The 24,296-nt window shown below is 62.6% G+C and carries 25 protein-coding genes and 1 riboswitch; of the genes, 8 read left to right on the forward strand and 17 right to left on the reverse strand.

What is annotated here, in order from left to right; genetic code table 11:
- Positions 1–41 precede the first annotated feature (41 nt).
- The 4 genes from BG60_RS03975 to BG60_RS03990 all read right to left on the reverse strand — a co-directional run bounded on the left by BG60_RS03975 (position 42) and on the right by BG60_RS03990 (position 3,342).
- The gene (locus BG60_RS03975) at positions 42–1,298 is read right to left on the reverse strand and encodes a dienelactone hydrolase family protein (RefSeq protein WP_034470383.1); all 1,257 of its coding nucleotides are present in this window, start codon (positions 1,296–1,298) and stop codon (positions 42–44) included.
- A 328-nt stretch (positions 1,299–1,626) separates the two neighbouring features.
- The gene (locus BG60_RS03980) at positions 1,627–2,046 is read right to left on the reverse strand and encodes a YchJ family protein (protein WP_034470386.1); all 420 of its coding nucleotides are present in this window, start codon (positions 2,044–2,046) and stop codon (positions 1,627–1,629) included.
- Positions 2,043–2,651, reverse strand: coding sequence for a glutathione S-transferase family protein (locus tag BG60_RS03985; RefSeq protein ID WP_008351936.1), 609 nt, complete (start codon positions 2,649–2,651; stop codon positions 2,043–2,045). The genes BG60_RS03980 and BG60_RS03985 overlap by 4 nt, the downstream gene beginning before the upstream one ends.
- A gap of 13 nt (positions 2,652–2,664) precedes the next feature.
- Complete coding sequence (locus BG60_RS03990; RefSeq protein ID WP_034470758.1) at positions 2,665–3,342, reverse strand: SDR family oxidoreductase; 678 nt, start codon at positions 3,340–3,342, stop codon at positions 2,665–2,667.
- Between the two features lie 118 nt (positions 3,343–3,460).
- On the opposite strand from BG60_RS03990, the gene ubiM reads away from it, so the two are divergent.
- From ubiM to BG60_RS04005, 3 genes are all read left to right on the forward strand, one after another.
- Entirely contained in the window at positions 3,461–4,642 is a 1,182-nt protein-coding gene (gene ubiM, locus BG60_RS03995; protein ID WP_239294317.1) for a 5-demethoxyubiquinol-8 5-hydroxylase UbiM, read from the forward strand.
- 90 nt (positions 4,643–4,732) lie between these two features.
- Positions 4,733–4,984 (forward strand): hypothetical protein, encoded by a 252-nt coding sequence (locus BG60_RS04000; protein ID WP_034470388.1) that lies wholly within the window; start codon positions 4,733–4,735, stop codon positions 4,982–4,984.
- Entirely contained in the window at positions 4,971–5,387 is a 417-nt protein-coding gene (locus tag BG60_RS04005) for a type II toxin-antitoxin system VapC family toxin (RefSeq protein ID WP_034470390.1), read from the forward strand. Before BG60_RS04000 ends, BG60_RS04005 begins: the two co-directional genes overlap by 14 nt.
- Before the next feature lie 42 nt (positions 5,388–5,429).
- Here BG60_RS04005 and BG60_RS04010 read toward each other — a convergent pair whose 3' ends face one another.
- From BG60_RS04010 to BG60_RS04025, 4 genes are read right to left on the reverse strand one after another with little or no spacing between them, the layout of a single operon-like run.
- Positions 5,430–6,623 carry an acetyl-CoA C-acetyltransferase gene (locus tag BG60_RS04010; RefSeq protein WP_034470392.1) on the reverse strand — a complete coding sequence of 398 codons (1,194 nt, stop codon included), beginning with the start codon at positions 6,621–6,623 and terminating at the stop codon, positions 5,430–5,432.
- Positions 6,616–7,395 carry a carbonate dehydratase gene (can, locus tag BG60_RS04015; RefSeq protein ID WP_008351926.1) on the reverse strand — a complete coding sequence of 260 codons (780 nt, stop codon included), beginning with the start codon at positions 7,393–7,395 and terminating at the stop codon, positions 6,616–6,618. Before can ends, BG60_RS04010 begins: the two co-directional genes overlap by 8 nt.
- A 30-nt stretch (positions 7,396–7,425) precedes the next feature.
- A complete protein-coding gene (aceK, locus tag BG60_RS04020; RefSeq protein ID WP_034470395.1) occupies positions 7,426–9,228 on the reverse strand; it encodes a bifunctional isocitrate dehydrogenase kinase/phosphatase in 1,803 nt (600 codons plus the stop codon).
- A gap of 34 nt (positions 9,229–9,262) precedes the next feature.
- A complete protein-coding gene (locus BG60_RS04025; protein ID WP_008351922.1) occupies positions 9,263–9,685 on the reverse strand; it encodes a MerR family transcriptional regulator in 423 nt (140 codons plus the stop codon).
- A 105-nt stretch (positions 9,686–9,790) separates the two neighbouring features.
- Here BG60_RS04025 and BG60_RS04030 point away from each other — a divergent pair, with 105 nt between their 5' ends.
- Entirely contained in the window at positions 9,791–10,864 is a 1,074-nt protein-coding gene (locus BG60_RS04030; RefSeq protein ID WP_034470398.1) for an MBL fold metallo-hydrolase, read from the forward strand.
- 6 nt (positions 10,865–10,870) lie between these two features.
- Here the strand turns inward: BG60_RS04030 and BG60_RS04035 are convergent, their stop codons facing one another.
- Complete coding sequence (locus tag BG60_RS04035) at positions 10,871–12,466, reverse strand: ABC transporter substrate-binding protein (protein WP_034470762.1); 1,596 nt, start codon at positions 12,464–12,466, stop codon at positions 10,871–10,873.
- Between the two features lie 163 nt (positions 12,467–12,629).
- Positions 12,630–12,805, forward strand: a riboswitch (yybP-ykoY riboswitch).
- Positions 12,806–12,893: 88 nt separating this feature from the next.
- Between BG60_RS04035 and BG60_RS04040 the strand changes: the two genes are divergently transcribed.
- Positions 12,894–13,904 (forward strand): sodium:calcium antiporter, encoded by a 1,011-nt coding sequence (locus BG60_RS04040; RefSeq protein WP_034470401.1) that lies wholly within the window; start codon positions 12,894–12,896, stop codon positions 13,902–13,904.
- A 127-nt stretch (positions 13,905–14,031) separates the two neighbouring features.
- Here the strand turns inward: BG60_RS04040 and fliT are convergent, their stop codons facing one another.
- The 5 genes from fliT to BG60_RS04065 form a co-directional block, all read right to left on the reverse strand.
- Positions 14,032–14,331 carry a flagellar protein FliT gene (gene fliT / locus BG60_RS04045; protein ID WP_034470404.1) on the reverse strand — a complete coding sequence of 100 codons (300 nt, stop codon included), beginning with the start codon at positions 14,329–14,331 and terminating at the stop codon, positions 14,032–14,034.
- 9 nt (positions 14,332–14,340) lie between these two features.
- Positions 14,341–15,852, reverse strand: a complete 1,512-nt coding sequence (gene fliD / locus BG60_RS04050; RefSeq protein ID WP_034470407.1) for a flagellar filament capping protein FliD — start codon at positions 15,850–15,852, stop codon at positions 14,341–14,343.
- Positions 15,853–16,026: 174 nt separating this feature from the next.
- Complete coding sequence (locus BG60_RS04055; protein WP_034470410.1) at positions 16,027–17,307, reverse strand: flagellin; 1,281 nt, start codon at positions 17,305–17,307, stop codon at positions 16,027–16,029.
- 214 nt (positions 17,308–17,521) lie between these two features.
- Positions 17,522–18,517 carry a cupin-like domain-containing protein gene (locus tag BG60_RS04060; protein ID WP_174447707.1) on the reverse strand — a complete coding sequence of 332 codons (996 nt, stop codon included), beginning with the start codon at positions 18,515–18,517 and terminating at the stop codon, positions 17,522–17,524.
- A gap of 56 nt (positions 18,518–18,573) precedes the next feature.
- Entirely contained in the window at positions 18,574–19,677 is a 1,104-nt protein-coding gene (locus BG60_RS04065; protein WP_239294316.1) for a 2OG-Fe(II) oxygenase, read from the reverse strand.
- 54 nt (positions 19,678–19,731) lie between these two features.
- Between BG60_RS04065 and BG60_RS04070 the strand changes: the two genes are divergently transcribed.
- Positions 19,732–20,682, forward strand: a complete 951-nt coding sequence (locus BG60_RS04070) for an aldo/keto reductase (RefSeq protein ID WP_034470416.1) — start codon at positions 19,732–19,734, stop codon at positions 20,680–20,682.
- 349 nt (positions 20,683–21,031) lie between these two features.
- On the forward strand, positions 21,032–21,244 hold the full coding sequence (gene rpsU, locus BG60_RS04075) for a 30S ribosomal protein S21 (protein ID WP_008351904.1): 213 nt from the start codon (positions 21,032–21,034) through the stop codon (positions 21,242–21,244).
- A gap of 114 nt (positions 21,245–21,358) precedes the next feature.
- Here the strand turns inward: rpsU and BG60_RS04080 are convergent, their stop codons facing one another.
- From BG60_RS04080 to BG60_RS04090, 3 genes are all read right to left on the reverse strand, one after another.
- Positions 21,359–21,736, reverse strand: a complete 378-nt coding sequence (locus BG60_RS04080; protein ID WP_239294315.1) for a hypothetical protein — start codon at positions 21,734–21,736, stop codon at positions 21,359–21,361.
- Between the two features lie 16 nt (positions 21,737–21,752).
- Positions 21,753–22,178, reverse strand: a complete 426-nt coding sequence (locus BG60_RS04085; RefSeq protein WP_034470766.1) for a hypothetical protein — start codon at positions 22,176–22,178, stop codon at positions 21,753–21,755.
- A 462-nt stretch (positions 22,179–22,640) separates the two neighbouring features.
- Complete coding sequence (locus BG60_RS04090) at positions 22,641–23,246, reverse strand: DNA-3-methyladenine glycosylase I (RefSeq protein WP_034470421.1); 606 nt, start codon at positions 23,244–23,246, stop codon at positions 22,641–22,643.
- 114 nt (positions 23,247–23,360) lie between these two features.
- Here BG60_RS04090 and BG60_RS04095 point away from each other — a divergent pair, with 114 nt between their 5' ends.
- Positions 23,361–24,278, forward strand: coding sequence for a glucosamine kinase nucleotide-binding domain-containing protein (locus BG60_RS04095; RefSeq protein WP_034470768.1), 918 nt, complete (start codon positions 23,361–23,363; stop codon positions 24,276–24,278).
- The last annotated feature ends 18 nt before the right edge of the window (positions 24,279–24,296 follow it).

The raw sequence follows: 24,296 nt of genomic DNA on the forward strand, positions 1-24,296 counted from the left end.
CGGCGCGAAGGCCGGCGTTCCCGACAGGCGGAAAAGGTGTTCTAGCGTGACGCCGTCTGCGTCTCGGCGGCCTGATCGTTCCAGACGACGCGATTATTCACCGCGTACAGCCGGCACGGATCGGCGCTCTGCTTCTGGCAGCTCGCGATGGCGACGGCCATCGGATCGTCGCCGCCTTCGGCCCACGACCACGCGCCCGAATCGGACACGGCGAACGCGCGGCTCGAATACTGCGAAAGGAAGTTGCGATAACCGGCGCGGCCGTTTTCATCGACGAACGGCACGGCCTGCACGGAATCGAGGTCCGCGAAGTGCGTCGCGTTCGGCATGCGCGGCTCGGCCACCTGATATTGCACGGCGGTCGGCATGCCGATCTGCGCGAGGAAGGCCTTCACGCGCGGCCACCAGATCTGCACGCCGTCGCGGTCGCCGACGAGCCGATGCGCGTCGTTCTTGTAGCTGCCGAAATCGACCATGTTGGCGCGCGCGCCGTGCGCGGTGAACGCGGTGTACATCTGCGCGGACAAGTCGCCGTCCCAGACCGAATCGTTGTCGCCGTAGAGCCACAGCGACGGCAGGCGCACGTTCTGCCCGTAATCGCCGAACGCATTGACGAGATTCTTCCGCCAGTCGCCGCATTCGTCCTGACGCAGCCCGCCCGAGAAATTGATGAGACCGCGCACGCCGGGCGCCGCGACGGCGTCGCGCGCGCCGTAGGCGATGGTCGTCAAACCGCCGTGCGACGTGCCCGCGACGACGATATGCGTCTTGTCGACATACGCTTGCTGGCTCATATAGGCGATGGTCGCGGCGACGTCCTGCGCTTGCGCGAACCCGTTCGCCTCGACGTCGCAGCCGTGGCCGGTGTAATCGCCGCCCGAGCCAGCGAAGCCGCGCCGGTTCGGCACGACGACGACATACCCGTGGCGCACGAATTCACGCGCGAGCGCGACCGGGCGATTGCGCGGTTGCGCGTGCGAATCGCCGGGGAGCTTGCCGTGATTGAAGACGATCATCGGGAACGGGCCGGCGCCGTCCGGCTTGAACACGGTGGTTTCGAGCGAGATGTCGGCTTCGGGAATCTCGATGACGCTTTCGTTCAGTCCGATCGCGACGACAGGCAGGCCGGCATCGAGCGAATCGGGAATCTGCGAGAGCGTCTGGCCGAATGCGGGCGCCTGCAGACCTTCGGATTGACGCACGCCGCCGACCGGTTCGGCACGCACGGCGGACGTGACGAGCGATGCCGCGAGCGCGCACACCATGCTGCATCCGACCAACCAGGTTCTGATCGCCATCCGTGAACTCCGACTGCGCTTCCAAAGGACGTTGATACGGCGAGCCCGGAACGTCTTTTTGAAGTCACAAACCTATCGCGCTGCTCGATGAGAGCAGTATCGGCTGCGGGTTCCGGGAGTCATGCCCTGAAAAGGCATGACAATTGGCTTCAAAACGGGGCTTCGCTGCGAGTGTCCGGGCACGGGAATGACAGCGCCCTGACGTGAACACAGATTAACCGTTCAAAATTGCACTGCACAATAAGAGAAACCCCGTAACTGTTTAATCTGTAAGGAAATTCTTAGGAAATTAATACCGCGTGCCACAGCATATTTCTTAAAGGAATATTTAGTTTTCTTTAATCTGACCATCGACATAGATCCAGTTTCCGGCGCTGTCTCGCGTGAAGCGGCTGGCTTCGTGCAAACGATGCGCGCGCCCGCCGACCTTGTAGCGCGCGACGAACTCGACTTCCTCGTGATTCGCGTCGGTCGGCGTGTGGCGTTTGATCTGCAAGCCGAGCCAGCGCGTGCCGGCGTCGGAGGCGTCGAGATCGGGCGGGCAGGTCGCTTCGGCCCAGGTCGCGCGCAGATACGCGGTGTCGCCGAGCACGTAGGCGGTGTAGCGCGAGCGCATCAGTTCCATTGCGTTCGCGGGCTTTTCGCCGCCTTCGATGAATCGTCCGCAACACGCGTCGTAACGCGGCGCGCGCGCGTCAGGCCGCTGGCCGGGCGCGGCGCCGCCGCACGGACATTCCACGAACTTCATTGATCGACACCCGGCATGACGACATGGCGCGGCTGGCTGCGCACGCGTTCGAGCCACGCGCGGATCGCCGGATAGCGCGACAGATCGAGATTCGCCTGATCCGCGACATGCGTGTACGCGTACAGCGCGATATCGGCGACGGTGTAGCGCTCGCCGACTAAAAAGGTGCGCGTCGACAAATGCCGTTCCATCACGTCGAGCGCGCGATACGAACCGGCGATCTTCTCCGGCAGACGCGCGTCGCCGGGATTCTTCTGAAACTGCAGGATGAAGCGCGCCACCGCGACATACGGCTCGTGGCTGTACTGCTCGAAGAACATCCACTGCAGCACTTGCGCGCGTTCGAGCCGGTCGTCGGGCATGAGCGGCGTGCCGTCGGCGAGATAGCAGAGAATCGCGTCGGATTCGGAGAGCGTCGTGTTCTCGTCGATGACGAGCACCGGCACCTTGCCGTTCGGATTCAGCTTTTTGAATTCGTCGGTGCGCGTTGCGCCGTTCATCATGTCGACTTCGTGCCAGACATAAGGCTGGCCGAGCTGTTCGAGGACGAGGCGAACCTTGTGACAGTTGCCCGATGCCGAAACGCCGTGTACCTGATAGGTCACATTCACTCCTTGTTCACCATTCGATCTTCGTGCCGTCGTACTGCACGAAAGTCCCGTTGAATTCCTCGCGCAGCGCGCCCGCTTCGGCGATCACCGCGCGCATGCCGGCGACGCTGCGCGCGACGTCGATCGCCGCCGATGGCCCGCCCATTTCCGTGCGAACCCAGCCCGGATGCAGCGCGATGCACGCCGAATGCCGCGATTCCAGCGACGCCGCCTTCAGCGCGGAATTGAGCGCCGCCTTGCTCGCGCGATACAGCCAGCCGGTCGTGCCGCTCGTCTCGGCGATGCTGCCCATCTTGCTCGACACGACCGCGAGCACGCCGTTCGCGGCGTCGGTCAGCGGCAGGAGCACGGGAATCAGTTGCATCGGACCACGCACGTTGGTGTGCATGACCTGATCGAAGTCCTCCGCGCCGATCGTCTCGACGCCTTCGGTGCGCGGTCCATACACGCCCGACACGACGATCGCGATATTCAGCTTTTCCTCGTCCAGTTGCCAGGCGAGCGCGGCGATCTGCTCGGGCTGCGTGACGTCGAGCGGGAAGGTTTGCGCACCCATCGCGTCGAGCGCGGACAGCGAGGTTTTATCGCGGGCCGTGGCGAGCACGCGCCAGCCGTCGCGACAATATTCGCGTGCGAATTCGTGGCCGAGGCCGCGCGACGCGCCGACGATCAGAACCGTTTTCATGAGCGACATGTTCCTTGTGTGAACAGACTTCGTGAATATAACGCGCGACCCGCTGTCGCGGATCGCCGTTCGGCCTTTCGGCTATCGTTGTGCGCTTTCAAACAGCAGGACCGGAAAGATGATGCAAACCGATGTCGTGATCGTCGGCGCGGGGCCGGCGGGCTTGTGTCTCGCGAACGCGCTGAGCGGCGCGGGTTTGTCGATCGTGTTCGTCGAGCAGCAAAGCCACGACGCGCTGCGCGAGCCCGCCTTCGACGGCCGCGAGATCGCGTTGACGCAGAAATCCGTCGCGTTTCTCAAGACGCTCGGCGTGTGGGAGCGCATCGACGCGCACGCGAAATCGCAATTGGCCGATGCGCGCGTTTTCAACGGATCGTCGCCGTTCGCGATGAAAATCGGTCATGCGCTTTCCGGTCACGACGAGCTCGGTTGGCTCGTGTCGAATCATCTGATCCGGCGCGCCGCGTTCGAAGCAGTGAGCGCGGACGTCCGCATCATGACGTCCGAACGCGTGACCGACCTCGATACCGACGCATGTGGCGCGCGCGTGCGGCTCGAAAGCGGCGAGACGATCGCGGCGCGGCTCGTGGTTGCGGCGGACAGCCGGTTCTCCGCGACGCGCCGCATGATGGGCATCGCCGCCGACATGCACGATTTCGGCAAGTCGATGTTGGTCTGCTGCATGACGCACGACGTGCCCCACGATCACGCGGCGTGGGAATGGTTCGGCCACCGGCAGACGCTCGCGCTCTTGCCGATGAATCCCGATCCGGAGACGGGCGCGCATCGGTCGTCGGACGTGGTGACGCTCGAGGCGCGCGACATCGAGCGCCTGAGCAAGCTCGACGAGGATGCGTTCAATCGCGAGATCGAACGCCGCTTCGAGCGCAGACTCGGAACGATGGCGCAGCGCACGACGCGGCATGTTTATCCGCTGGTGTCGGTTTATCCGAAGCGCTTCGTGGCGAAGCGTTTTGCGACGGTCGGCGATGCGGCGGTCGGCATGCATCCGGTCACGGCGCACGGGTTCAACTTCGGGCTGGCCGGCATCGAGACGCTCACGCGCGCGATTCGCGACGCGCAGGCGGCGGGGCTCGACATCGCCGGCGATGGGCTGCTCGCGCGATATGAAGCGAAGCATCGGCAGGAAACGCGTCCGCTTTATCTGATCACGCGATTCATCACGGAGGTTTATACGCGCGACTCGCTGCCGGCGCGGATCGCGCGCGATGCGATGCTGCGGATCGGAGAGAAGCTGACGCCGTTCAAGCGGGCCGTGGCGATGTCGCTGGCGGGGTGAGTGAGATTTCGCTTATTTCGTTTGGATGACTAGTCGTGCTTATTGAATTCGATAGAGTGACGACTGTCCAACATCGATAAGGAGCCGAGGATGTTCAAGATCATCAAGGCCGAGTTACCTTGGAATATAACCGCCGAGGAGATTCGCGAATACGCGGAACAGGCTGCCATCCGTCGCAAGCTCGAGATGGAAAGCCGCAAAGGGACGGCCGAGGAATACATCGACAGTCCCGAGTACAACAGCCGTTTCATCGATCATCTGCTGAACTTTCCGAAACTCGACGTGGAGGACGACTTCTTCGATCGTCATCCGAAACGAGAAGCCTCCGATGTATCTGGCTGATACGAACGTGATCAGTGAAACGAGACTCGAAGAACGCGCCAATGAAGGCGTTCGCGTGTTGTTCCGGCAAGCCAAGCTCGATAAGAGATGCGTTCATCTCTCCGTCGTGACTGTCGCGGAACTTCGACAGGGCGTCGAGCGGGTGCGCCGAAGAGGCGATAAACGGCAGGCCGAAAAGCTCGAATCGTGGGTGAACAACGTCCTGCGAGAATACGACACGAGAATCCTGCCGGCGGGCAAGGAGATCGGCAGGCTATGGGGAAACCTGCGCGCGCCGCACCCTGAACCCGCTTTGGACAAGCTCATAGGCGCAACGGCCATTTTCCACGGATTGACGGTGGTCACGCGCAACGTCAGAGACTTCGAGCGAATGGGCGTCGAGATGCTGAATCCCTTCGAATAGGAATGAATGCGGCCCGGCTCGCGCCGGACCGGCCCGGAACACTCAAACCAACTCCACCCCCATCGCCGTCGCCTCCCCACCGCCGATACATAAGCTCGCCACCCCGCGCTTCAGCCCACGCGCCTTCAACGCACCGAGCAGCGTCACAAGAATCCGCGCGCCCGACGCACCGATCGGATGCCCGAGCGCGCACGCGCCGCCGTTCACATTGACCTTGTCATGCGGCAGATCGTGCTCACGCATCGCGGCCATCGTCACGACGGCGAACGCTTCGTTGATTTCATACAGATCGACATCGCCCGCGCGCCAGCCGTTTTTCTCGAAGAGCTTGCTGATCGCGCCGACGGGCGCCGTCGTGAACAAGGCCGGTTGTTGCGCGAACGTGCTGTGTCCGGCGATACGCGCGATCGGCGTGACGCCGAGCCGAATCGCGGTCGATTCGCGCATCATCACGAGCGCCGCCGCGCCATCGGAAATCGACGACGAATTCGCGGCCGTCACCGTGCCGTCCTTCGCGAACGCGGGCTTGAGCGACGGAATCTTCTCGATGTTCGCCTTGAACGGCTGCTCGTCGCGCCCGATCACCGTATCGCCCTTCCTGCCCTGTACCGTCACGGGCGCGATTTCCCAGTCGAGCGAGCCATCGTCGTTCGCTCGCTGCGCGCGCCGCAGCGATTCGACCGCGAACGCATCCTGCGACTCGCGCGAGAACGCATACGACGAAGCGCATTGCTCCGCGAACGCGCCCATCAGACGGCCTTTTTCGTAAGCGTCTTCGAGGCCGTCGAGGAACATGTGATCGAGAACCTGACCGTGACCCATGCGCATGCCGCCGCGCGCTTTCGGCAGCAGATACGGCGCGTTCGTCATGCTTTCCGTGCCGCCCGCGACGATCACGTCGACCGATCCGGCCAGCAGCATGTCGTGCGCGAACATCGCCGCGCGCATGCCCGAGCCGCACATCTTGTTGATCGTCGTGCAGCCGGTGGATAGCGGCAAGCCCGCGCCGAGCGCCGCCTGACGCGCGGGCGCCTGACCCTGACCGGCGGGCAGCACGCAGCCCATGATGGCTTCGTCGATCTGCTCGGGTTTCAATCCCGCGCGTTCGACCGCCGCCTTCACCGCAGCAGCGCCAAGCTGCGGCGCGGTCAGCGACGCGAAATCGCCCTGAAACGCGGCCATCGGCGTGCGCGCCGCTGACACGATGACGATCGGATCGTTCCTTGTCTCACTCATGTTTTAGCTCCTTGATGACGCCCTTGATCACTTCGGGAACGTCGCCCAAGCGTTCGGCAAGTGCCGCATCTGACGCGAGGACGTCGTTTTCCGCGGAATGCGCGCCGCTGCGAGTCATCGCGGCAACGCACGACTGATAAACCGGATCGATCTCGGCCGGTGCGCCGATCATCATGCCCATGTTGCGCAGGCGGCCGTCGTGCACGCCGTAGGTCCAGCCGTGCACGGTGAGCTCCTGTCCGCGCGCCCATGCGTCCTGAACGACGGTCGTGCGGCACACGTTGATGGTCTGCTCGATCGTGTTCAGCTCCACGAGACGGCGATGGCGCGCGTCGCCCATCGGCCATTCGTCGAGCAGCGCGCCGTGCTTTTCGCGCACGTCTTCGACATGGCGCAGCCAGTTATCGGCGAGACCGACGCGCCGCCCGACGAGCGCCGCGCCCACGCCCGAGCAGCCGTAATGGCCGACGACCATGATGTGCTTCACCTTCAGCAGATCGACGGCGAACTGGATCACCGACAGACAATTGAGATCGGAGTGCACGACGACGTTCGCGATGTTTCTGTGCACGAAGACTTCGCCCGGCGGCAAGCCGATGATCTCGTTGGCCGGCACGCGCGAGTCCGCGCAGCCGATCCACAGATATTCGGGCGTCTGCTGATGCGCGAGGCGCTCGAAGAAAGCGGCGTCTTCGGCGAGCTTGCGTTCGACCCATTCCTGATTGTTTGCGAACAGGTGAGCAAGCGGCGTTTTATCGTCAATGTGGTTCATGTTCGAAAGTCAAAAGCCGGACCGCGCGCTTCACGCGGCGCGCGCGTCCGATCGGCCGGGCTCGTCGAAACGCTCCGGATAACGGATGCAGAATCGGACGTCCCGGTCATAGGGAAAGAAATCGGCGAGTTCGCCGCGCAGCAGTTGTTCCTTGTGATGCTGCCAGAACGCGGGATCGAAAAAATCCGCGTGATGACGCATGAACGCTTCGCGCACGCGCGGATCGCCGAGCAAAAATGTGCCGTACGTTTCGGGAAAGATATCGTGCGGCCCGACGGTATACCACGGTTCGCCGGACAGCTCGTCCTCTTCCGTGCGCGGCGCAGGGACGCGGCGCACGTTGCAATCGGTCAGATACTCGATTTCATCGTAGTCGTAGAACACCACGCGACCGTGCCGCGTCACGCCGAAGTTCTTGTACAGCATGTCGCCGGGGAAGATGTTCGCCTGAATCAGCTGTTTGATCGCGTCGCCATATTCCTTGATGCCGTGATCGACGTCGTCGGCGTTGCCGTTCTGCAGGAAGAGATTGAGCGGCACCATGCGGCGCTCGATATACAAATGCCGGATGACGAGCTTGTCGCCTTCGTATTCGATCATCGAAGGCGCTTCCTTTTCGAGTTCGCGGATGAGCGCGTCGTCGAGGCGCGCGACCGGCAGCGCGACGCTCGAATATTCGAGCGTATCGGCCATTCGGCCAACGCGATCGTGCCGCTTCACGAGCTGATACTTGTCCTGAATCTTCTGCCGCGTGGTTTCCTTCGGCGGCGGAAACGCGTCCTTGATGAGCTTGAACACGTAAGGAAACGACGGCAGCGTGAAGACGATCATCACGAGTCCCTTGATGCCCGGCGCGACGATGAACTTATCGCTCGAATGCGACAGATGATGCAGCAAGTCGCGATAGAAATCGTTCTTGCCCTGCTTCTGCAAACCGACCGACGTATAGATTTCGGCCTTCGGCTTGCGCGGCATGATCGTGCTCAGAAATTGCACGAACGCCGACGGCACTTCCATATCGACGAGAAAGTACGAATGCGAGAAGCTGAAGATGATGAGCACCTGCTCGCGCGAGAGCAGCACGGTATCGAGCGCGAGCAAGCCGGGCTTCGTATGCCGGATCGCGATGGCGAAGGGCAGCAGCGCATCGCCGTTGATGATCCGCCCGACGACATACGCCGCCTTGTTGCGAAAGAACAGCGACGAAAGCACATGAATCTGAAAGTTCGGCGCCGGCGTGATATCGCCGAAGGCTTCGCGCAGCGCCTGCATCACGCATTGCACGTCGCGCGGCAAATGCTCGAACGGCGGTTCCAACTGAAAGTTCGTGACGATGCGTTCGAGCGTCGCGGCGAGGCCGTCCTTTTCCGGGTAATACGCGCGATACGTCGGCTTCGCGGCGGGCTCGTCGTTCTCGATGTATTCCGTCGAAATGGCCGGCCGCACAAAGATGAAGTCATTGTTGAAGTACGAGCGATGCAGGATCTTGCAGCACACGGAATTGAAGAACGTTTCCGCGCATTCCGGCTGACGATGCGTCGTCAGCAAGCCGATGTAATGCAGCTTGATCTGCTGCCACACGTCGTCCTCGATATTCTCCGCGTCGTATTCGTCTTCGAGCGCCGTCACGCATTCCGTGACGCGATCGTCATACGACGCGATGCGATCGCGCGCCAGTTGTTGCAACGCGAGCCAGTCGCCGCGCTCGAATAGCTCCTTCGCTTTGATCGCGGCTTCGCGGAACACGCGGTAATGATGCTCGAAGCCTTCGAGTATCGTCTTGGCGACATCGAAGCCGATTTGCGACGAGAGCAGCTTGGGGAAATGATTCATATCGACCCTGCGCTTCCTGTGCGGGAGTCACGCGTTATGCCGCTTTGGGTTTGCGCGCACGCTTTTCCGCGCCCGCCGCGAGCAGCGCGCGGCCCTGTTCCTCATACGCGGAAAGTTCGGCGAGCGTCGTGTTCAAGTCTTCGAGCTGACGCTGCAGCACTTCGCGATGCGCCGCGATCGTATCGACGAAAGCCTGTAGCTGCGTCGCGGTGCCGGTAGGCGAGTCATACAGATCGAGCAGCGTGCGGATTTCCGACAGCGTGAAACCGAGCCGCTTGCCGCGCAGCGTGAGCTTGAGGCGCGTGCGATCGCGCGCCGAATACACACGCCGCAGGCCGTTCGAGCCTTCGCGCTTCGGCGCGAGCAGCCCCTGATCTTCGTAAAAGCGAATGGCGCGCGGCGTAATGTCGAACTCGCGCGCCAGTTCGGTGATCGTGTAATGCGTCGGTTGGGTCATTGCCGGCCGGCAGCGCAAATGCGCGCGCAACGTTAGAATGGACGTTTACGTTATCGTCAACTTGGCCAAATTGCAACGCGGCGCAAACCCGGAGACAGGCACCGAATGAACGCACTCGAACACCAGCTCGACTATGTTTTCGCGGACCGGCTGCCCGAATCGGGCGGCGTCATGGAAGTGGCGCCGGGCGTGTTCTGGCTGCGCATGCCGCTGCCGTTCGCGCTCGATCACATCAATCTGTGGCTGCTCGCCGATGAAATCGACGGTGTGAAAGGCTGGACCGTCGTCGATTGCGGCATTTCGAGCGATACGATCCGCGCGAACTGGGAGCGCGTGTTCGATTCCGTGCTCGATGGAAAGCCGGTGCTGCGTGTGATCGTCACGCATTGTCATCCGGATCATCTGGGACTTGCCGACTGGATCTGCACGGGCGGCGACAAGAATCGATGGAACGTGCGCCTGTGGATGTCGCTCGGCGAATACGCGATGGGCCGCGTGATGGCCGCCGGCGACGGCTCGAACGCGGGCGGCGAGCGAGCGGCGGCGCATTTCGCGGCGCACGGCCTGTCCGACGAAGCGTCGCTCGATGCGCTGCGCAAGCGCGATAGCTATTACCCGACGCTCGTGCCGTCGATTCCGGCGGAATATCGGCGTATCCGCGATGGCGATGTCATGCGTATCGGCGCGCGCAATTGGGAGGTGGTGTCGGGCTACGGCCATTCGCCGGAGCACAGCGCGCTTTTCTGCGCCGCCGACAAGTTGCTCATTTCCGGCGACATGGTGTTGCCGCGCATTTCGACAAACGTGTCGGTGTTCGCGGTCGAGCCGGAAGGCAATCCGCTTGCGCTGTATCTGGAATCGCTCGGCCGCTACGAAACCATGCCCGCCGATACGCTCGCGTTGCCCTCACACGGCAAGCCGTTTCGCGGCGTGCAAACGCGCATCGGGCAATTGCGCGAGCATCATCGCGCGCGGCTGGCGGAAGTGCGCGACGCGTGCGCTCAAAAGCCATGCAGCGCCGCAGACATCGTCCCGCTCATGTTCAAGCGCAAGCTCGATATCCATCAGATGACGTTCGCGCTCGGCGAAGCGCTCGCGCATCTGAACCTGCTTTGGCTCGATGGCACGCTGAAACGTCAGACCGGCGCTGACGGCGTGATCCGCTTCACGCCGGCCTGACTTCGCTTACTGCACGGAAACAGCGCCGAAATTCACGCGCCCGAACGGACTCACGTTATAGCCGCTGACGTTCGCGCGCGTGAGCGCCGCCGCCGTCGGATAGACGAGCGGAATCCACAGCGCCTGATCGTGGATGATCTTCTGCGCATCGACATACGACTTCGTGCGTTTGGCGGCATCGGCGGTCGACTTCCCATCGGCGATGAGCTTGTCCAGTTGCGGATCGCAATAGCGCGCGAAGTTGATGCCTGACTTCACCGCGTTGCAACTGAAAAGCGGCGACATGTAGTTGTCCGGGTCGCCGTTGTCGCCGGCCCAGCCCATGAACAGCATGTCGTGCTGACCCTGCTTCGCCTGCTTGATGAGTTCGCCCCATTCGATCACTTTCACCTGCGCCTTCACGCCGATTTTCGCGAGATCGGCTTGCAGCAATTCCGCGCCCGCCTTCGGATTCGGATTGAGCACGCTGCCGTTCGGGCGTACCCAGATCGTCGTGTCGAAGCCGTTCGGAAAGCCGGCATCGGCGAGCAGCTTCTTCGCATCGGCGGATGAATATTTGTACGCCTCGATGCTCTTGTCGTAACTCCACGTATTCGGCGGATACGGATTCACCGCTTGCGTCGCCGTGTTGTCGAACACGGTCTTCATGTAGGTCGTGCGATCGAAGGCCATGTTGATCGCCTGACGCACCTTCGGATTGTCGAGCGGCTTCTTCTGCGTGTTGAGCGCGACGAACGCCGTCATGAATGCGGGCGCTTCGCTCACCTTCAGCGACTTGTCCTTCTTCGCGTCGATGACGTCCTGCGGCTTCGGCGACAGCGCGATCTGGCATTCGCCCGCCTTGATCTTCTGCGCGCGCACGGCGGCGTCGGGCGTGATCGCGTAGATCAGCCGGTCGATCTTCGGTTTCGCGCCCCAGTACGACGGATTCACGTCGTAGCGGATGACCGAATCTTTCGTGTAGCTCTTCAGCACGAACGGGCCGGTGCCGATCGGCTTGCTGTTCAGATCGACCTGCTGGTTCGCCTTCAGCAGCTTGTCCGCATATTCGGCCGAATAGATCGATGCGAAGCCCATCGTGAGGATCGGCACGAAGGTCGCGTTCGGCTCGTTGAGCTCGAACTTCACGGTATGGTCATCGACTTTCGATACGGCCTTGATGAGCTTCACGAGGCCCATCGACTGCGCGTGCGGAAAGCCGCTCGCGCCAGCGATCTTGTGCCACGGATTGTCGTCCGAGAGCATGCGCGAGAACGTGAACACGACGTCGTCGGCACTGAGCGGACGCGTCGGCTTGAAGTAATCGGTCGTCTGAAACTGAACGTTCGGACGCAGATGGAATGTGTACGTGAGCCCGTCGCTCGTCACGTCCCACTTTTCCGCGAGCGAGGGCACGACCTTCTTCGCGGCTTCGTCGTAGGAGACGAGCGTATTGAAGATGACATCCGCCGATGCGTTGGTCGTTACGAGCGAATTGAATTGCACGACATCGAAGCCGTCCGGGCTCGATTCGGTGCAGACGGTGAGCGGCTTGGACATCGCGAGCATCGGCGCGGCGAGCATGGCCATCGCGGCGGCCGCGGCGAAGAGTTTCAGACGCATGAGATCTCCCGTGATCTTCATTTTTGTTCGTGGATGAGCTTGAGCACGCGCAGCAAGCGACGCGCCCGGCGCGGCCAGATTAGCGGATGCATCCGTCGGCGACAACGATCCGATCGGCATACGCTTATTCCGCGGGTTGCCGAAACGGGGCGCATCGGGCTAAACTTGCGCCTTCTTTGGGGAGTAGCCTTCCTTCGCGAGCGAAGGAGAACGCGTCAACATCCTCGGCCCTGCTGCCGTGGCGCGTTCGACCGGAACGGTTTGGCGAGACCATCGATGCGCTATGTCGTTCCTGGCCGGACGGCGCGTGGCGCATCGTGGTTCGCTCGACGTCCGGCCGTGGAATCATCGTGTCCCCACAACTACAACATCCCCGTTTCCCGCGCACGCTCGCGCACCCGTCGCATGTTTCGATGCGAGGTGCCGCATGACGATGCTCTTTCTCGAACTCGCGCTGATGCTCGCGATCATCCTGGTCGCGGCGGAGCTATTCACGAATGCGCTCGAACATCTCGGCGAACGGCTCGGCATTTCCGAAGGCGTGACCGGATCGCTGTTCGCGGCGGTCGGCACGGCATTGCCCGAGACGACGGTGCCGATCATCGCGCTGCTCGGCGGCACGACGAGCCGTGCGGTCAACGAAGAGATCGGCGTCGGCGCGATTCTCGGCGCGCCGCTTATGCTCGCGACGCTTTCGACGTGTCTGATGACGTTCGCGATCCTCAAGTCGCGCGGCATGAGCGGGCGCATCGTGCCGGAGCGCAGCGGCTTCGTGCGCGATCTGAACTTCTTTCTGGTCGCGTTTCTCATCGCGTGCGCCGCGATGTTCGTGCCGCATCACGCGTGGCAAGTGCGCGCGTTGTTCGCGGTCGGGCTCGTCGCGCTCTATATCGTTTATGTGATTTCGACGTTCAAGGCTTCGGCGAAGCTCGTCGAGGGCGGACACGGAACGGAAGCGCCCGAGGCCTTGTTCGCTTCGCGTCTCGGTTTGAAAACGTCGCTCGGCACGATCATGCTGCAGTTTTTCTTCGGCATCGTGCTGCTCGTCGGCGGCGCGAAGGGCTTCATTCACGGCGTCGAGGGCGTGTCGCATGCGCTGGGAATTTCGGCGCTGCTGCTGTCGCTCATCATCATTCCGATCGCGACGGAACTGCCCGAGAAAGTGAACAGCATTCTGTGGGCGCGCCGAGGAAAGGACACGCTCGCGTTCGGCAACATCACCGGCGCGATGGTGTTTCAAGGGACGTTGCTGCCGGCCATCGGCATCATGCTGACGCCGTGGGAGCCGCGTATCGAAGTGCTGACGGGCGTGCTCATCACGCTCGCGGCGGCGGCGTGGCTGCGCTTCAATGCGAAGGAGAACGGCGTCGTGCTGTGGGCGCTTCTCGGCAACGGCGTGCTATACGCGGCCTATCTCGCGTTGACGCTCGGGCGCTGACAAAGCTGCGGCACAAAGAAGAATGCCCGCACGAGGCGGGCATCGAAGAGCGAAGCAGCGCGCCCATGAAACCGGCGCGTCGTTCTTGTTGTTCTTATAAGGGATATCGGCGGGTGCGCGAGAAACTTTAGAACCGCGCGGCCTGATGATATCGGCTGACAGCCTTCGCGCCGTCCATCGAGCGGCGATAGGTCGTCGAGAGCGCCGCCTGCGCATCTTTTGCGCGCGCGGCGACGGCTTCCATGCTTGCCTGAACCTGCTTGATCACCGCGAGCGCCTCGGCCGGCTGGTTCCCCTGCAGCGACATCACGAGCGGCGCGCGCGCTGCGTCGAGCTCGGCGGCGCGCGCCCAGTCGTTCTGGCTTACTGCTGCTTCGATCGCCTCGGTCAGCGCCCAGGCGTTTTGAATCGCTTCTTGCTGGTTCATGTCCCGTCCTTACGACTTGTTGGTCGCCAGCGCGCCCGCGCTGTTCGTGCCGCCGAAGAGGGCGGTCAGATAACTCGATTGCGTCGACATGCTCGACATCAGCGTGTTCAGCGCGGTGAACTGAGCGTTGTAGTCGGTCGTCAGCTGCGCCGTGTACGCGGTGAGTTGCGTCTGCTGGTCGGCGATGCTGCTGAGGTCGTCGTTGAGCGCGGTCGTGCGCGTGTCGATGATCCCGCCCGTCGCCAGAAACGACGTCAGGTTGTTGTTCATTTGCGCCGCGACGCCGTCGGTCGTGTTGAAGAGCGAGGCGACCGTGCTGCTCTTGTTGGTGAGCGCGTCGGTGAGCGCGTTTTCGTCGGTCGAAAGCGAGCCGTCCGGCTGCAGCGTGATGCCGATCGACGCCAGATTCACCTTGGTCGCGCCCGAGCCGATGCCCTTGCTGACGAGGCTCGAAATCGTGTTCTTGATCGTGTTCATCATCGAGTCGCCGAGCAGCGCGCCTTGCGAGCTGGCCGTCGAGTCGTACGACGTCAACGTAGACGCCGTGCTGATGAAGTTGTTGTACGCCGTCACGAACGACGTGATCGCGGTCTTCAGGTTGTCGGTGTCCTGGCTGATCGTCAGCGTTTGCGGCGACGAGCTCACTGAGTCCGCGGTCAGCGTCATGCTCACGCCCGAGACCGCGTTCTTGATCGTGTTGCTTGCGCTCGTGACCGCCGTGCCCGCGATCGTCAGATGCGCGTCCTGACCCGAACTGGTCTGGGTCCAGTTGCTGCCGCCGGTCGCGATCGTGGTGTAGGCGGTGACCGTCTTGTTCGGATCGTTCGGATCGGTCGTCGACGTGCCGGAAGTCACACCGAGCGAGCTGAGCGCGCTGTCGCTCGAATCGACGGTCACATTGATGGCGTTGGCGAGTCCGGTCGACGTGGAGCGCAGCACGAGGTGCTGGCCATCCGCGCCATTGACCACAGTCGCCGCGATGCCCGGATTGTCGGATGCCGAGTTGATCGCCGACGCGATGCCGGAGAGCGTGTTGTTGCTGTCGTCGATCTTGATCGTGCTGGATTTGCCGTTGAGGTTCAGCGTGATCGAGCCGGTTCCGAGCGAGCCCGACGGGATCAGGCCCGACGTAAGCGACTGCGACGACGCGATATTGCTCACGCTCACGGAGTAGCTGCCGGCCACGGCGCTCGTGTCGGCGGTGGCCGTGATGCCTTTTCCATCCGCGCTGGCGGCGAAGGCGCCGAGCGCGGTGCCGTTCGAGAGATTCGTGAGCGAGCTCTGCATCAGCGACAGCACGGATTTGAGCGTGCCGATCGCCGTCAACTGCGTGTTGTCGGCGGTCTTCTTGTTGTTGAGCGCGTCGGTTTGTCCTGCGACCTTCGCGTTGACGATCGCGGTGACGAGCGAGTTCACGTCCATCGTCGAGTTCGTGGAACCGCTGATGATCGACTGTGCTGCCTGTTGTACGGCGCTCGTCGGATCGACAGTGGAAGCCGATGTCGTCGCTACGGTGGTCATGTGTACTCCGGTCGTGTGCTTCGCGAGCGTGTGGAATTGAGCGGGAGTCGTCATCTCCCGCAAACGCGCACAGGGAGACGAAGCTCCCGGTGCGCTGACTGCTTTGATGCTTTATTACATCCGGCGCGCATTGTACTGGCTGATGCGCGCCGGTTACAGCCCAGGCTTCGATGCTTAGCCGAGGAGCTTCAGAACCTGCTGCGGCATCGAGTTGGCTTGAGCCAGCACCGAGATACCAGCTTGTTGCAGCACCTGAGCCTTCGACAGGTTCGCGGTTTCCTGCGCGAAATTCGCGTCGGTGATCTGCGACTGAGCGGACGACAGGTTGGTCGACTGAGCCGTCTGCGTCGAAGCGACCGACGAGAAACGGTTTTGCACCGCGCCCAGCGTTGCCTGCAGCGAGCTTACGTTTTGCAGCGCGTTGTCGATCGACTCGATTGCCTGCGACGCGCCGTTGGCCGTCGACAGATCGATGTTCGCGACGGTCGGCGGCGTGCGGTTGGCGTTCAGCGCGCTCAGTTCGTCGGTCTGCTGCGAGGTTTCGCCGGTCGTGGGCAGCGCGGTCGAAGCCAGCGTGAATGCACCCGTCGTCGAGTCGATCGAGAACACGTTCGACACGGAGAACGACGGAGCCGGGGTCGGCGTGGGCGTCGGCGTCGGGGTTGGCGTCGGCGTGGGGGTCGGCGTCGGCGTGGGCGTCGGAGTCGGCGTCGGCGTCGGCGTCGGCGTCGGCGTCGGCGTCGGAGCAGGCGTCGGCGTCGGAGCGGCCGTCGTGCCGAGCGTCTGGTTGTTCTGATCGGTGTACGTGTAGCCGCCCTTACCGTCAGCGATGATGTTGATGCTCGTGATCGATGCACCCGAAGCCGCGTACGCGCCGGTCGAGTCGAGGCTGAGGCCGTCGATCGTCGCCAGGGTCGTGCCGCTCGCCGGGTTGCCGCCGCCAAGTTTGGCAGCCGACATGTTCGCGCTCGAGCCGAGGTCGATGCTGATCGACTGACCGACGTTCGCGCCGATCTGGAAGCTGATCTGGCCAGCCGATCCGTCGAGCACGTTCTTGCCGTTGTACGTCGTCTGCGACGAAATACGGTTCACTTCCGAGATACGCTGCGACACTTCTTGCTGAAGCGCCTTCTGGTCGTCCGTCGACAGCGAGCCGCTCGAAGCCTGCACGGCAAGCTGGCGGATACGCTGGAGGTTGTCGGCGATCTGGTTCAGGCCGCTCGATGCCGTCTGGGTCATCGACACGCCGTCGTTGGCGTTCGAGACGCCCTGGTTCAGGCCGTTGATCTGCGAGGTCATACGCGAAGCGATTGCCTGGCCTGCTGCGTCGTCTGCCGCGCTGTTGATGCGCTTGCCCGACGACAGGCGGGTGATGGCCGAGGACAACGCGCTTTGCGTGTTGTTCAGGTTTTGCTGAGCAACGAGGGAGTTGATGTTGCTGTTGATGCCGATCATTTTAAGATCTCCTTGGATACTACGTCGAACTTGACTTTCGACTTTGGTGGACCGCGTCCGAATCGCCGGCCGCTTGTTTGTGATTTCGGCTTGTCTGAGGAAAACTTTAGACAGAGCCGCGTTGCGGATACTTCAATTTTTCAGTCGCGCCGGCGCTGACTGCATGTGCCGGCTCAGTGCTGCTCTTGCTCGGGTGACATCGCCGTGGCGCTGCTCAGACCTCGTGAAAGGTTTCGTAGCCTTGAAAGAAGTGGTTGTGCCTCACGAAGTTGGTGTAGGTCATCGTGATGGACACGCTCGTCCCTTCGACGTAGTGCCACCAGCCGATCGGCAGGAACAGCACTTCGCCGGCGTTCAGGTTCACTTCGACGTGCTGCATCTTTGCCGTGCGCGGGAAACGCACGGTGTCGAACGAATCGCCGAACATGTCCGAATAGCAGTGACGATGGTTGTAGACATTCGGCGTATCGAAGAACGGGATCAGATTGAGCCGCTTGCTGCCCACGACCTGTGCCATGAAATTGTTGGTCAGATCGTGGTGCAGCGGCGTTTTCGTGCCAGCCGGCCCGAACCAGAAGAACCCGGCGTTCTCGTCCGTCGTCAGATAGGGCAACTGGCCGATCTCGCCGCGCAGTCGCTCGAGCACCTGGCGGTTCTTCGAGTTGTTGTTCGCCGTCATATAGAGATCGTTCGAATTGCCCGCGGCCGCGACGCGATCGACGAACTCGGCGAACGTCAGGCGATGACGCAGGTTTTCCTGGTTGATCTCGAAATTGGGATCCGAATTGCGGCCCAGTTGTACTTCGACCTCGAGGTCCCCGCACTTGTCCTTCAGATACTTGAAAGTCCAGCGTTCGCGCGAGGGCCAGTCTTCCATCATCCCGGTGATGATGACCGGCCGGTTTTGGCAGTAATACTCTTCGAAGAACTCGTCGACCGAGAGTTTTTCGCGGCGCGGGACTTCAGTGCCTCCGCGCATGCGGTGCAGCTCGGCGTACACACCCAACATCCAGTCGCGCTTCTTCAGGCGGTTGCTGAGGCGGCTGAAGCCGCGCAGATACGGGCTCGCCTCCGCTTCTGCGACCTCGACCCGCGCGTTCTCGGGGTCGAAGCCGTGCTGGATCAACGTGTGGACGATAGAGTTGGGTGAATTGCTGAGAAGCAGGTTCTCGGCAATCCAGCCGCGCCAGTTGTTATCGATCAGGTTCATGCTGTGGTGTGGTCAGTGATGTGGCTCGGACGCGCGCACGATGCGCAACGCGGCGTTCAGGCGTCTTGCGGCAGCGGCTGGAAACGGCTGCGGCGAATCCACTTGGTGGCGATCCACTTCTCGCCCTGCTCGACAGGGTTGCCTGCGTGGAGCGTTTTCGGGTCGACCTGACCGAGCTCGTTGCCGTATTCGAAGTACAGCGCGCTGCCGCGCTGCGGGCGCACGCTCAGGCCGACGTTCGGAAAGGTCGTCTCGCCGCCGAGTTCGACCTCGTTCAGATAGAGGATCACGGTCGCAATGCGCTGGCCGCCTCGTTGAAGATGGTGACGGCTGCCGGCGAGCTCTTCCGGGAAATAGTCGAAATGCGGGCGATACTCGCCGCCGATGCCATAGCGCAGCAGGTGCAGGTCTTCGCCGTTTTCGAGCGGAATGTTGGTCAGTTCGGCGAGACGCCGGTCGATCTTTGCGACCAGCGGGTCGACCGAGCCGTTCACGAACGCGCCCTGGCTGGTGCGCTCCCTGATGATGATTTCGGCGCCCGATGCCGGATCGACCACCGCCGACTGCTTCACGCTCTGACGGCCGATTTCGATCAGCCGTTCGCACTCTTCTTCCGTGAGGACATCGCCCAGCAGGGCCACGACGGGCTGGCTGCTGCTGAACAGCACACGGGCCCGGCAATCGTTTGCCTTGATGACCGGACCTTGCGGCAGCATTTGCTTGCCATACACGTAGCTGGCGGACGATGAGACCGCGGCCGCGTCCACTTCCTCTCCTGCGATACGACGGGAAAGAATCGAGTGCGCCGTGTTCGGGTCGAAAGCATTGGCGACCATAGCGTCGATCATCGATTGATGCGAGCAGCCCCGGCGAATGTTCTCGTCGAGCCAGTTCTTCCAGGATTCGTCGAATTGAGGAAAGGATTGCATGTGCGCTCCATGAAGCCGGCAAGCCGGTCCGGGTTGATCTGTCGTGGATACGTCTGTTGCCTGTCCGGCTGGACGATCCGGATATTTCTGCGTTCTCGCCGCCTTCGGAACCGCTGAAGTTTTTGCCGATCCGGCCGGTGCGAGCGGGCCTTCTTGCTGGTTGACGGCGTGTCGCGGGGAAACTTTAGAGTCGTCGCCGGGCCGTCGCGCGACGAAGATCGACGCCGGCAAGGCACGGCCTTCCCGCGTATTCTGTCCGGCTGGCCTCGCCCATTTGGAGCCCACGTGCAGACACGCAATATCGGCACATCGGAACTGAAAGTTGCGCCGCTCGCCTTCGGCGGCAACGTGTTCGGCTGGACTGCCAACGAGCGCGCGTCGTTCTCGATCCTCGACGCGTTCGTCGACCACGGCCTGAATTTCATCGATACGGCCGACGTCTATTCCGCCTGGGTCGACGGGCATCAGGGCGGCGAATCGGAGACGATCATCGGCAAGTGGTTCAGGGAAAGCGGCAAGCGCCACCAGGTCGTGCTCGCGACGAAAGTCGGCAAGCTGTCCACGCGCGCCGGGCTCTCGGCGGCGAACATCGCGGCGGCCGTCGACGATTCGCTGCGGCGTCTCAAGACCGATTACATCGACGTCTATTTCTCCCATTACGACGACGAAACCACGCCGCTCGACGAAACCCTCGACGCGTATCAGACGCTCATCAAGGCGGGGAAGGTGCGGGTGATCGGCGCGTCGAACTACACGGGCGAGCGGCTCGAAGAGGCGTTGAAAGTCGCGAAGGATTCGGGCTTGCCGGCGTATCAGATTCTGCAACCCGAATACAACCTCTACGACCGCGAGGGCTACGAGACCGGTCTCGAACCGGTGGCAGAACAGCACAAGATCGCCGTCGTGCCGTATTACGCGCTCGCGAGCGGCTTTCTGTCGGGCAAATATCGGTCGAAGGCGGACACGCAGCACAAGGCGCGCGGCTCGCGCGTCGAAAAGTATCTGACGCCGCGCGGCCTCGAGATTCTCGACGCGCTCGACGAAGTCGCGAAACGCAACGACACGACGCCCGCGACGGTCGCGCTCGCGTGGATGATCGCGCGCCCGAGCGTGACGGCGCCGATCGCCAGCGCCACGTCGGTCGCGCAACTGGAGAGCTTGGCCGCCGCGACGCGCCTGCAACTCGCAGCCGACGATATCCATCTGCTCGACGAAGCCAGCGCGTGGCAGAAATAGTTCTGTTGCATCAATGAGTTGGCCGGCGCGCGGGAGTTGGCAATGGCGCGGTGTTCTGGTAACATCGCGCCCGAATCGAGAAATGTGCCCGATTTCCTGCCTTCGCCGCTGAAAATGACAACGTCAACCAACAGCGGCGAACGGCTCTGAAACGCGCCTTCGTGTGGTTCTTTCGAAAGCGCCTGCCGCTTCCGCGGCTGAATCTCAACGCTCTCTTTTCCGGCCTCCGTGGCCGCTTTGCTCGTGTCCGTCGCGCCGTTCTCACGTCCGGCGGACGATCGGAGTGCCGGGGCGCGGCAACTCGCAGTCGTCGCGCGCTTGAAAATACGTTTAGCAAACCAGGATTTACATGACCACTATCGTCCTCAAAGAAAACGAGCCGTTCGATGTCGCGATTCGGCGTTTCCGCCGCACCATCGAGCGCAATGGCCTGATCGCCGAACTGCGCGAGCGCCAGTCGTACGAAAAGCCGACCACCGAGCGCAAGCGCAAGAAGGCCGCCGCTGTCGCGCGCCTGCGCAAGCGCCTGCGCAGCCAGATGCTGCCGAAGAAGATGCACTAAGCGTCTTGTTCGGGCGAGGGTTTTCGGATCCTCGCGCCGAACGGCAAAACGGCGGTGCGACCCGTAAGGGCGCACCGCCGTTTTCGTTTCTATTGCCTTTTTTAGCGAGGGCGTTCAGACGAACGCGTGACGCCTGCCAAGCGCCGCGAGCAACGCCGGCCACTCTTCGATTTCGGCGTAGTCGTGAACTTCCTCCAGCTCGATCAGCAGATCGATGATGTTCGGATCGTAGGCATTCACGTTCGATGCGTAGAGCGCCCGCAGCAGACCGCCGTCCCGCGCATGCCGATAGTAGGAAATGCCGACGCCTTCCAGCTCCGGCTCGTACACATCGTCGCGCACGAGCGACCCGATCGCGCATTTGCGGCCTTCCGGACTGCGAAGCCTGCACGAACCGTTGTCGTCTTCCGAGACCGCGCGCTGCGTCAGCAAGTGCTCGCTGACGCGCTCGTAAATGTCCTTCGGGCTCAACATCGTAATAGGGCTCAACATCACAGCACCTGCAATATCACGCGGCCGTTTTAAGAAGTTCGGCTGACAACCCGAACTGACGCGCGATCGACGTCAAACGCTCGCGCCATTCCCATTTGCCGAAGACGTCATGCACGTTCTGCAGGCACGACAGCAGCTCGACGGTGTTGGGATCGAACACGTTGATGCGCGAACGGAGCAGCGCGCGCTTCAGCGCCACGACGCCGACATCAATGTACGCCGGCACCTGCTCGGGCGGCTTCGCGATGAAGCGAATGGGCACGCCTTCCATCGCGGTGACATAGTCGCGCGGCTTGATGAAGCTCCCGACAGGGCAGCCGCCGCAGTATCCGCGATAGGCACCGCCGCCCCGCGGCAGCAAAGCCGCTTGCCCTTGTCCGAAAAGATGCTGGACTGCGCTGTTGAAAATCTCCTGATGCGTCAGGAAGTTCAAGCTTTTCATGATCTTCTCCCCTGCGCCCCTGCGCAGCGGCCATACGTTTAAGTATTCGAGAACCTGCACCTGCTTACCGAAAGCGGCAGCGTCGTTGCAAATATGGCGCAACAGAATCGACGCTCGCCGCCCGGCCTCTGCTCCGAGCACGGCGGTTTTCCCGGCCTGGGCGTGTGGTCTGACTGCGCCCTGTGTGCTCGCGTCGGATTTCTACACTCAGTGACGATCCGTACACCGTCAGTTATAACGGTTCGGAACGGTAAAAAGGTGCGCCAGCGCACGCGAGGAAGCCATTTTTACACGGCTCGTACGTTCGTGCAGTGCGGAAAACCCGGCCAAAAGCCTTGCAGTTCGGGCAATTGCGCGTGCTTCACTGCAAAAAAAACGTCATCCATAAGGATTTACCCTAGATCGCGTAAATTACGCTATACGATGTTGTCAAAAGGCAAAATTTTTCCGCATAGGAATCGATCAAAGCGGGGTTTTTGCAACGGTCTTCCGTTTTGTCTTAGGTTTTTCTCGCGACATGCAACCCACGGCGTGATCGTTGACCATGCCGGTGGCCTGCATGAACGCGTAGCAAATGGTCGTGCCGACGAACTTGCAGCCGTATTTCTTGAGCGCCTTGCTGAGCGCGTCCGATTCCGGCGTGGACGCGGGCGTGGGATTTTTCGCATCGCGCGGCGTGTCGATCGTTTTGCCGTCGACGAAGGACCAGACGAAATCCGCGAACGAGCCGTGCTCCTGCTGGATCTGCTTCACGGCGCGTGCATTGAGCACCGCCGATTCGATCTTCGCCCGGTTACGCACGATGCGCGCGTCCTGCACGATCCGCTCGACGTCCTTCTCGGTGAAGCGCGCCACCTTGTCGATGTCGAAGCCCGCGAAGAGCGCGCGATAGCCCTCGCGCTTGTTGAGGATCGTCGACCAGGAAAGGCCCGCCTGCGCGCCTTCCAGCACCAGCATTTCGAACAGATGCCGGTCGTCGTGCGACGGCACGCCCCATTCGCCGTCGTGATATTCGATCATCGCGTCGGTCGTGGCCCAGGCGCAGCGGGTGTGTTCGGCGTCTGCCATTGCGAGTCCTCATCATTATTTTGAATCGCGTCAGCATAACGGATCGCCCGTATCGCGCCATCTATGCCATTCGGCCAATTGGCGCGCGTCGCGGCCGCCGGTAAGCTTGCGCCCATGACTACATCTTCGACTTCGGCATTTGACGGCTTCCTGCTCGGCATCGACGGCGGCGGGAGCGGCACGCGCGTGATTCTCGCCGACGCGCACGGCAACGAACTGGCGCGCGCGAGCGGCGGACCTTCGGGGCTCGGGCTCGGGGTGGCGCGCGCGTGGCAATCGATCGGCGACGCGTGCGCGCGCGCATTCGAGGCCGCCGCGCTGCCGTTCGACTGGCGCAACTGCGCACTCGGCTGTGGCCTGGCGGGCGTCAACAACGCCGACTGGCTCACCGCGTTTCTCGGCGCGGCGCCGGACGTGCGCGCGTTGAGCGTGGAAAGCGACGCCTATACGACCGTGCTCGGCGCGCACGGCGGGGAATCCGGCGTGATCGTCGCGCTCGGCACGGGCAGCATCGCGGCGTCGCTGGACGAATCGGGCGTTTGCCGAATCGCGGGCGGCTACGGCTTTCCGAGCGGCGATGAAGCCAGCGGCGCGTGGCTCGGCCTGCGCGCGGTGGTGCATCTGCAGCGCGTGCTCGACGGCCGCGCGCCCGAAGATGGCTGGTCGCGCGCGATGCTCGCCCACACTGGCGCGACGGATCGCGACAGTCTCGTCGTCTGGCTGTGCGCCGCGAATCAAACCGCTTATGCGACGCTTGCGCCCACCGTGTTCGAGTTCCGCGACCATCCCGAGGCCGCGCGTCTGCTGGATCAGGCGGGGCAGGAAATCGCGAAATTCGTCGCGGCGCTCGATTCCGCCGGCGTGCTGCCCGTCGCGCTGTGCGGCGGGCTGGCCGCGCCTTACGAGCCATTCGTGCCGGCCATGTTGCGCGAACGCATGCGTGCGCCGCGCGCCGATTCCGCAGCGGGCGCGCTCGAACTGGCGCGACGCGCGGCGTCCGCTTTCGCGGCTGCGGACGGTGCGGCGCGATAAAATACCGACCTTCGCGGC

The organism is Caballeronia zhejiangensis, from assembly GCF_000698575.1.
GTDB lineage: Bacteria > Pseudomonadota > Gammaproteobacteria > Burkholderiales > Burkholderiaceae > Caballeronia > Caballeronia zhejiangensis.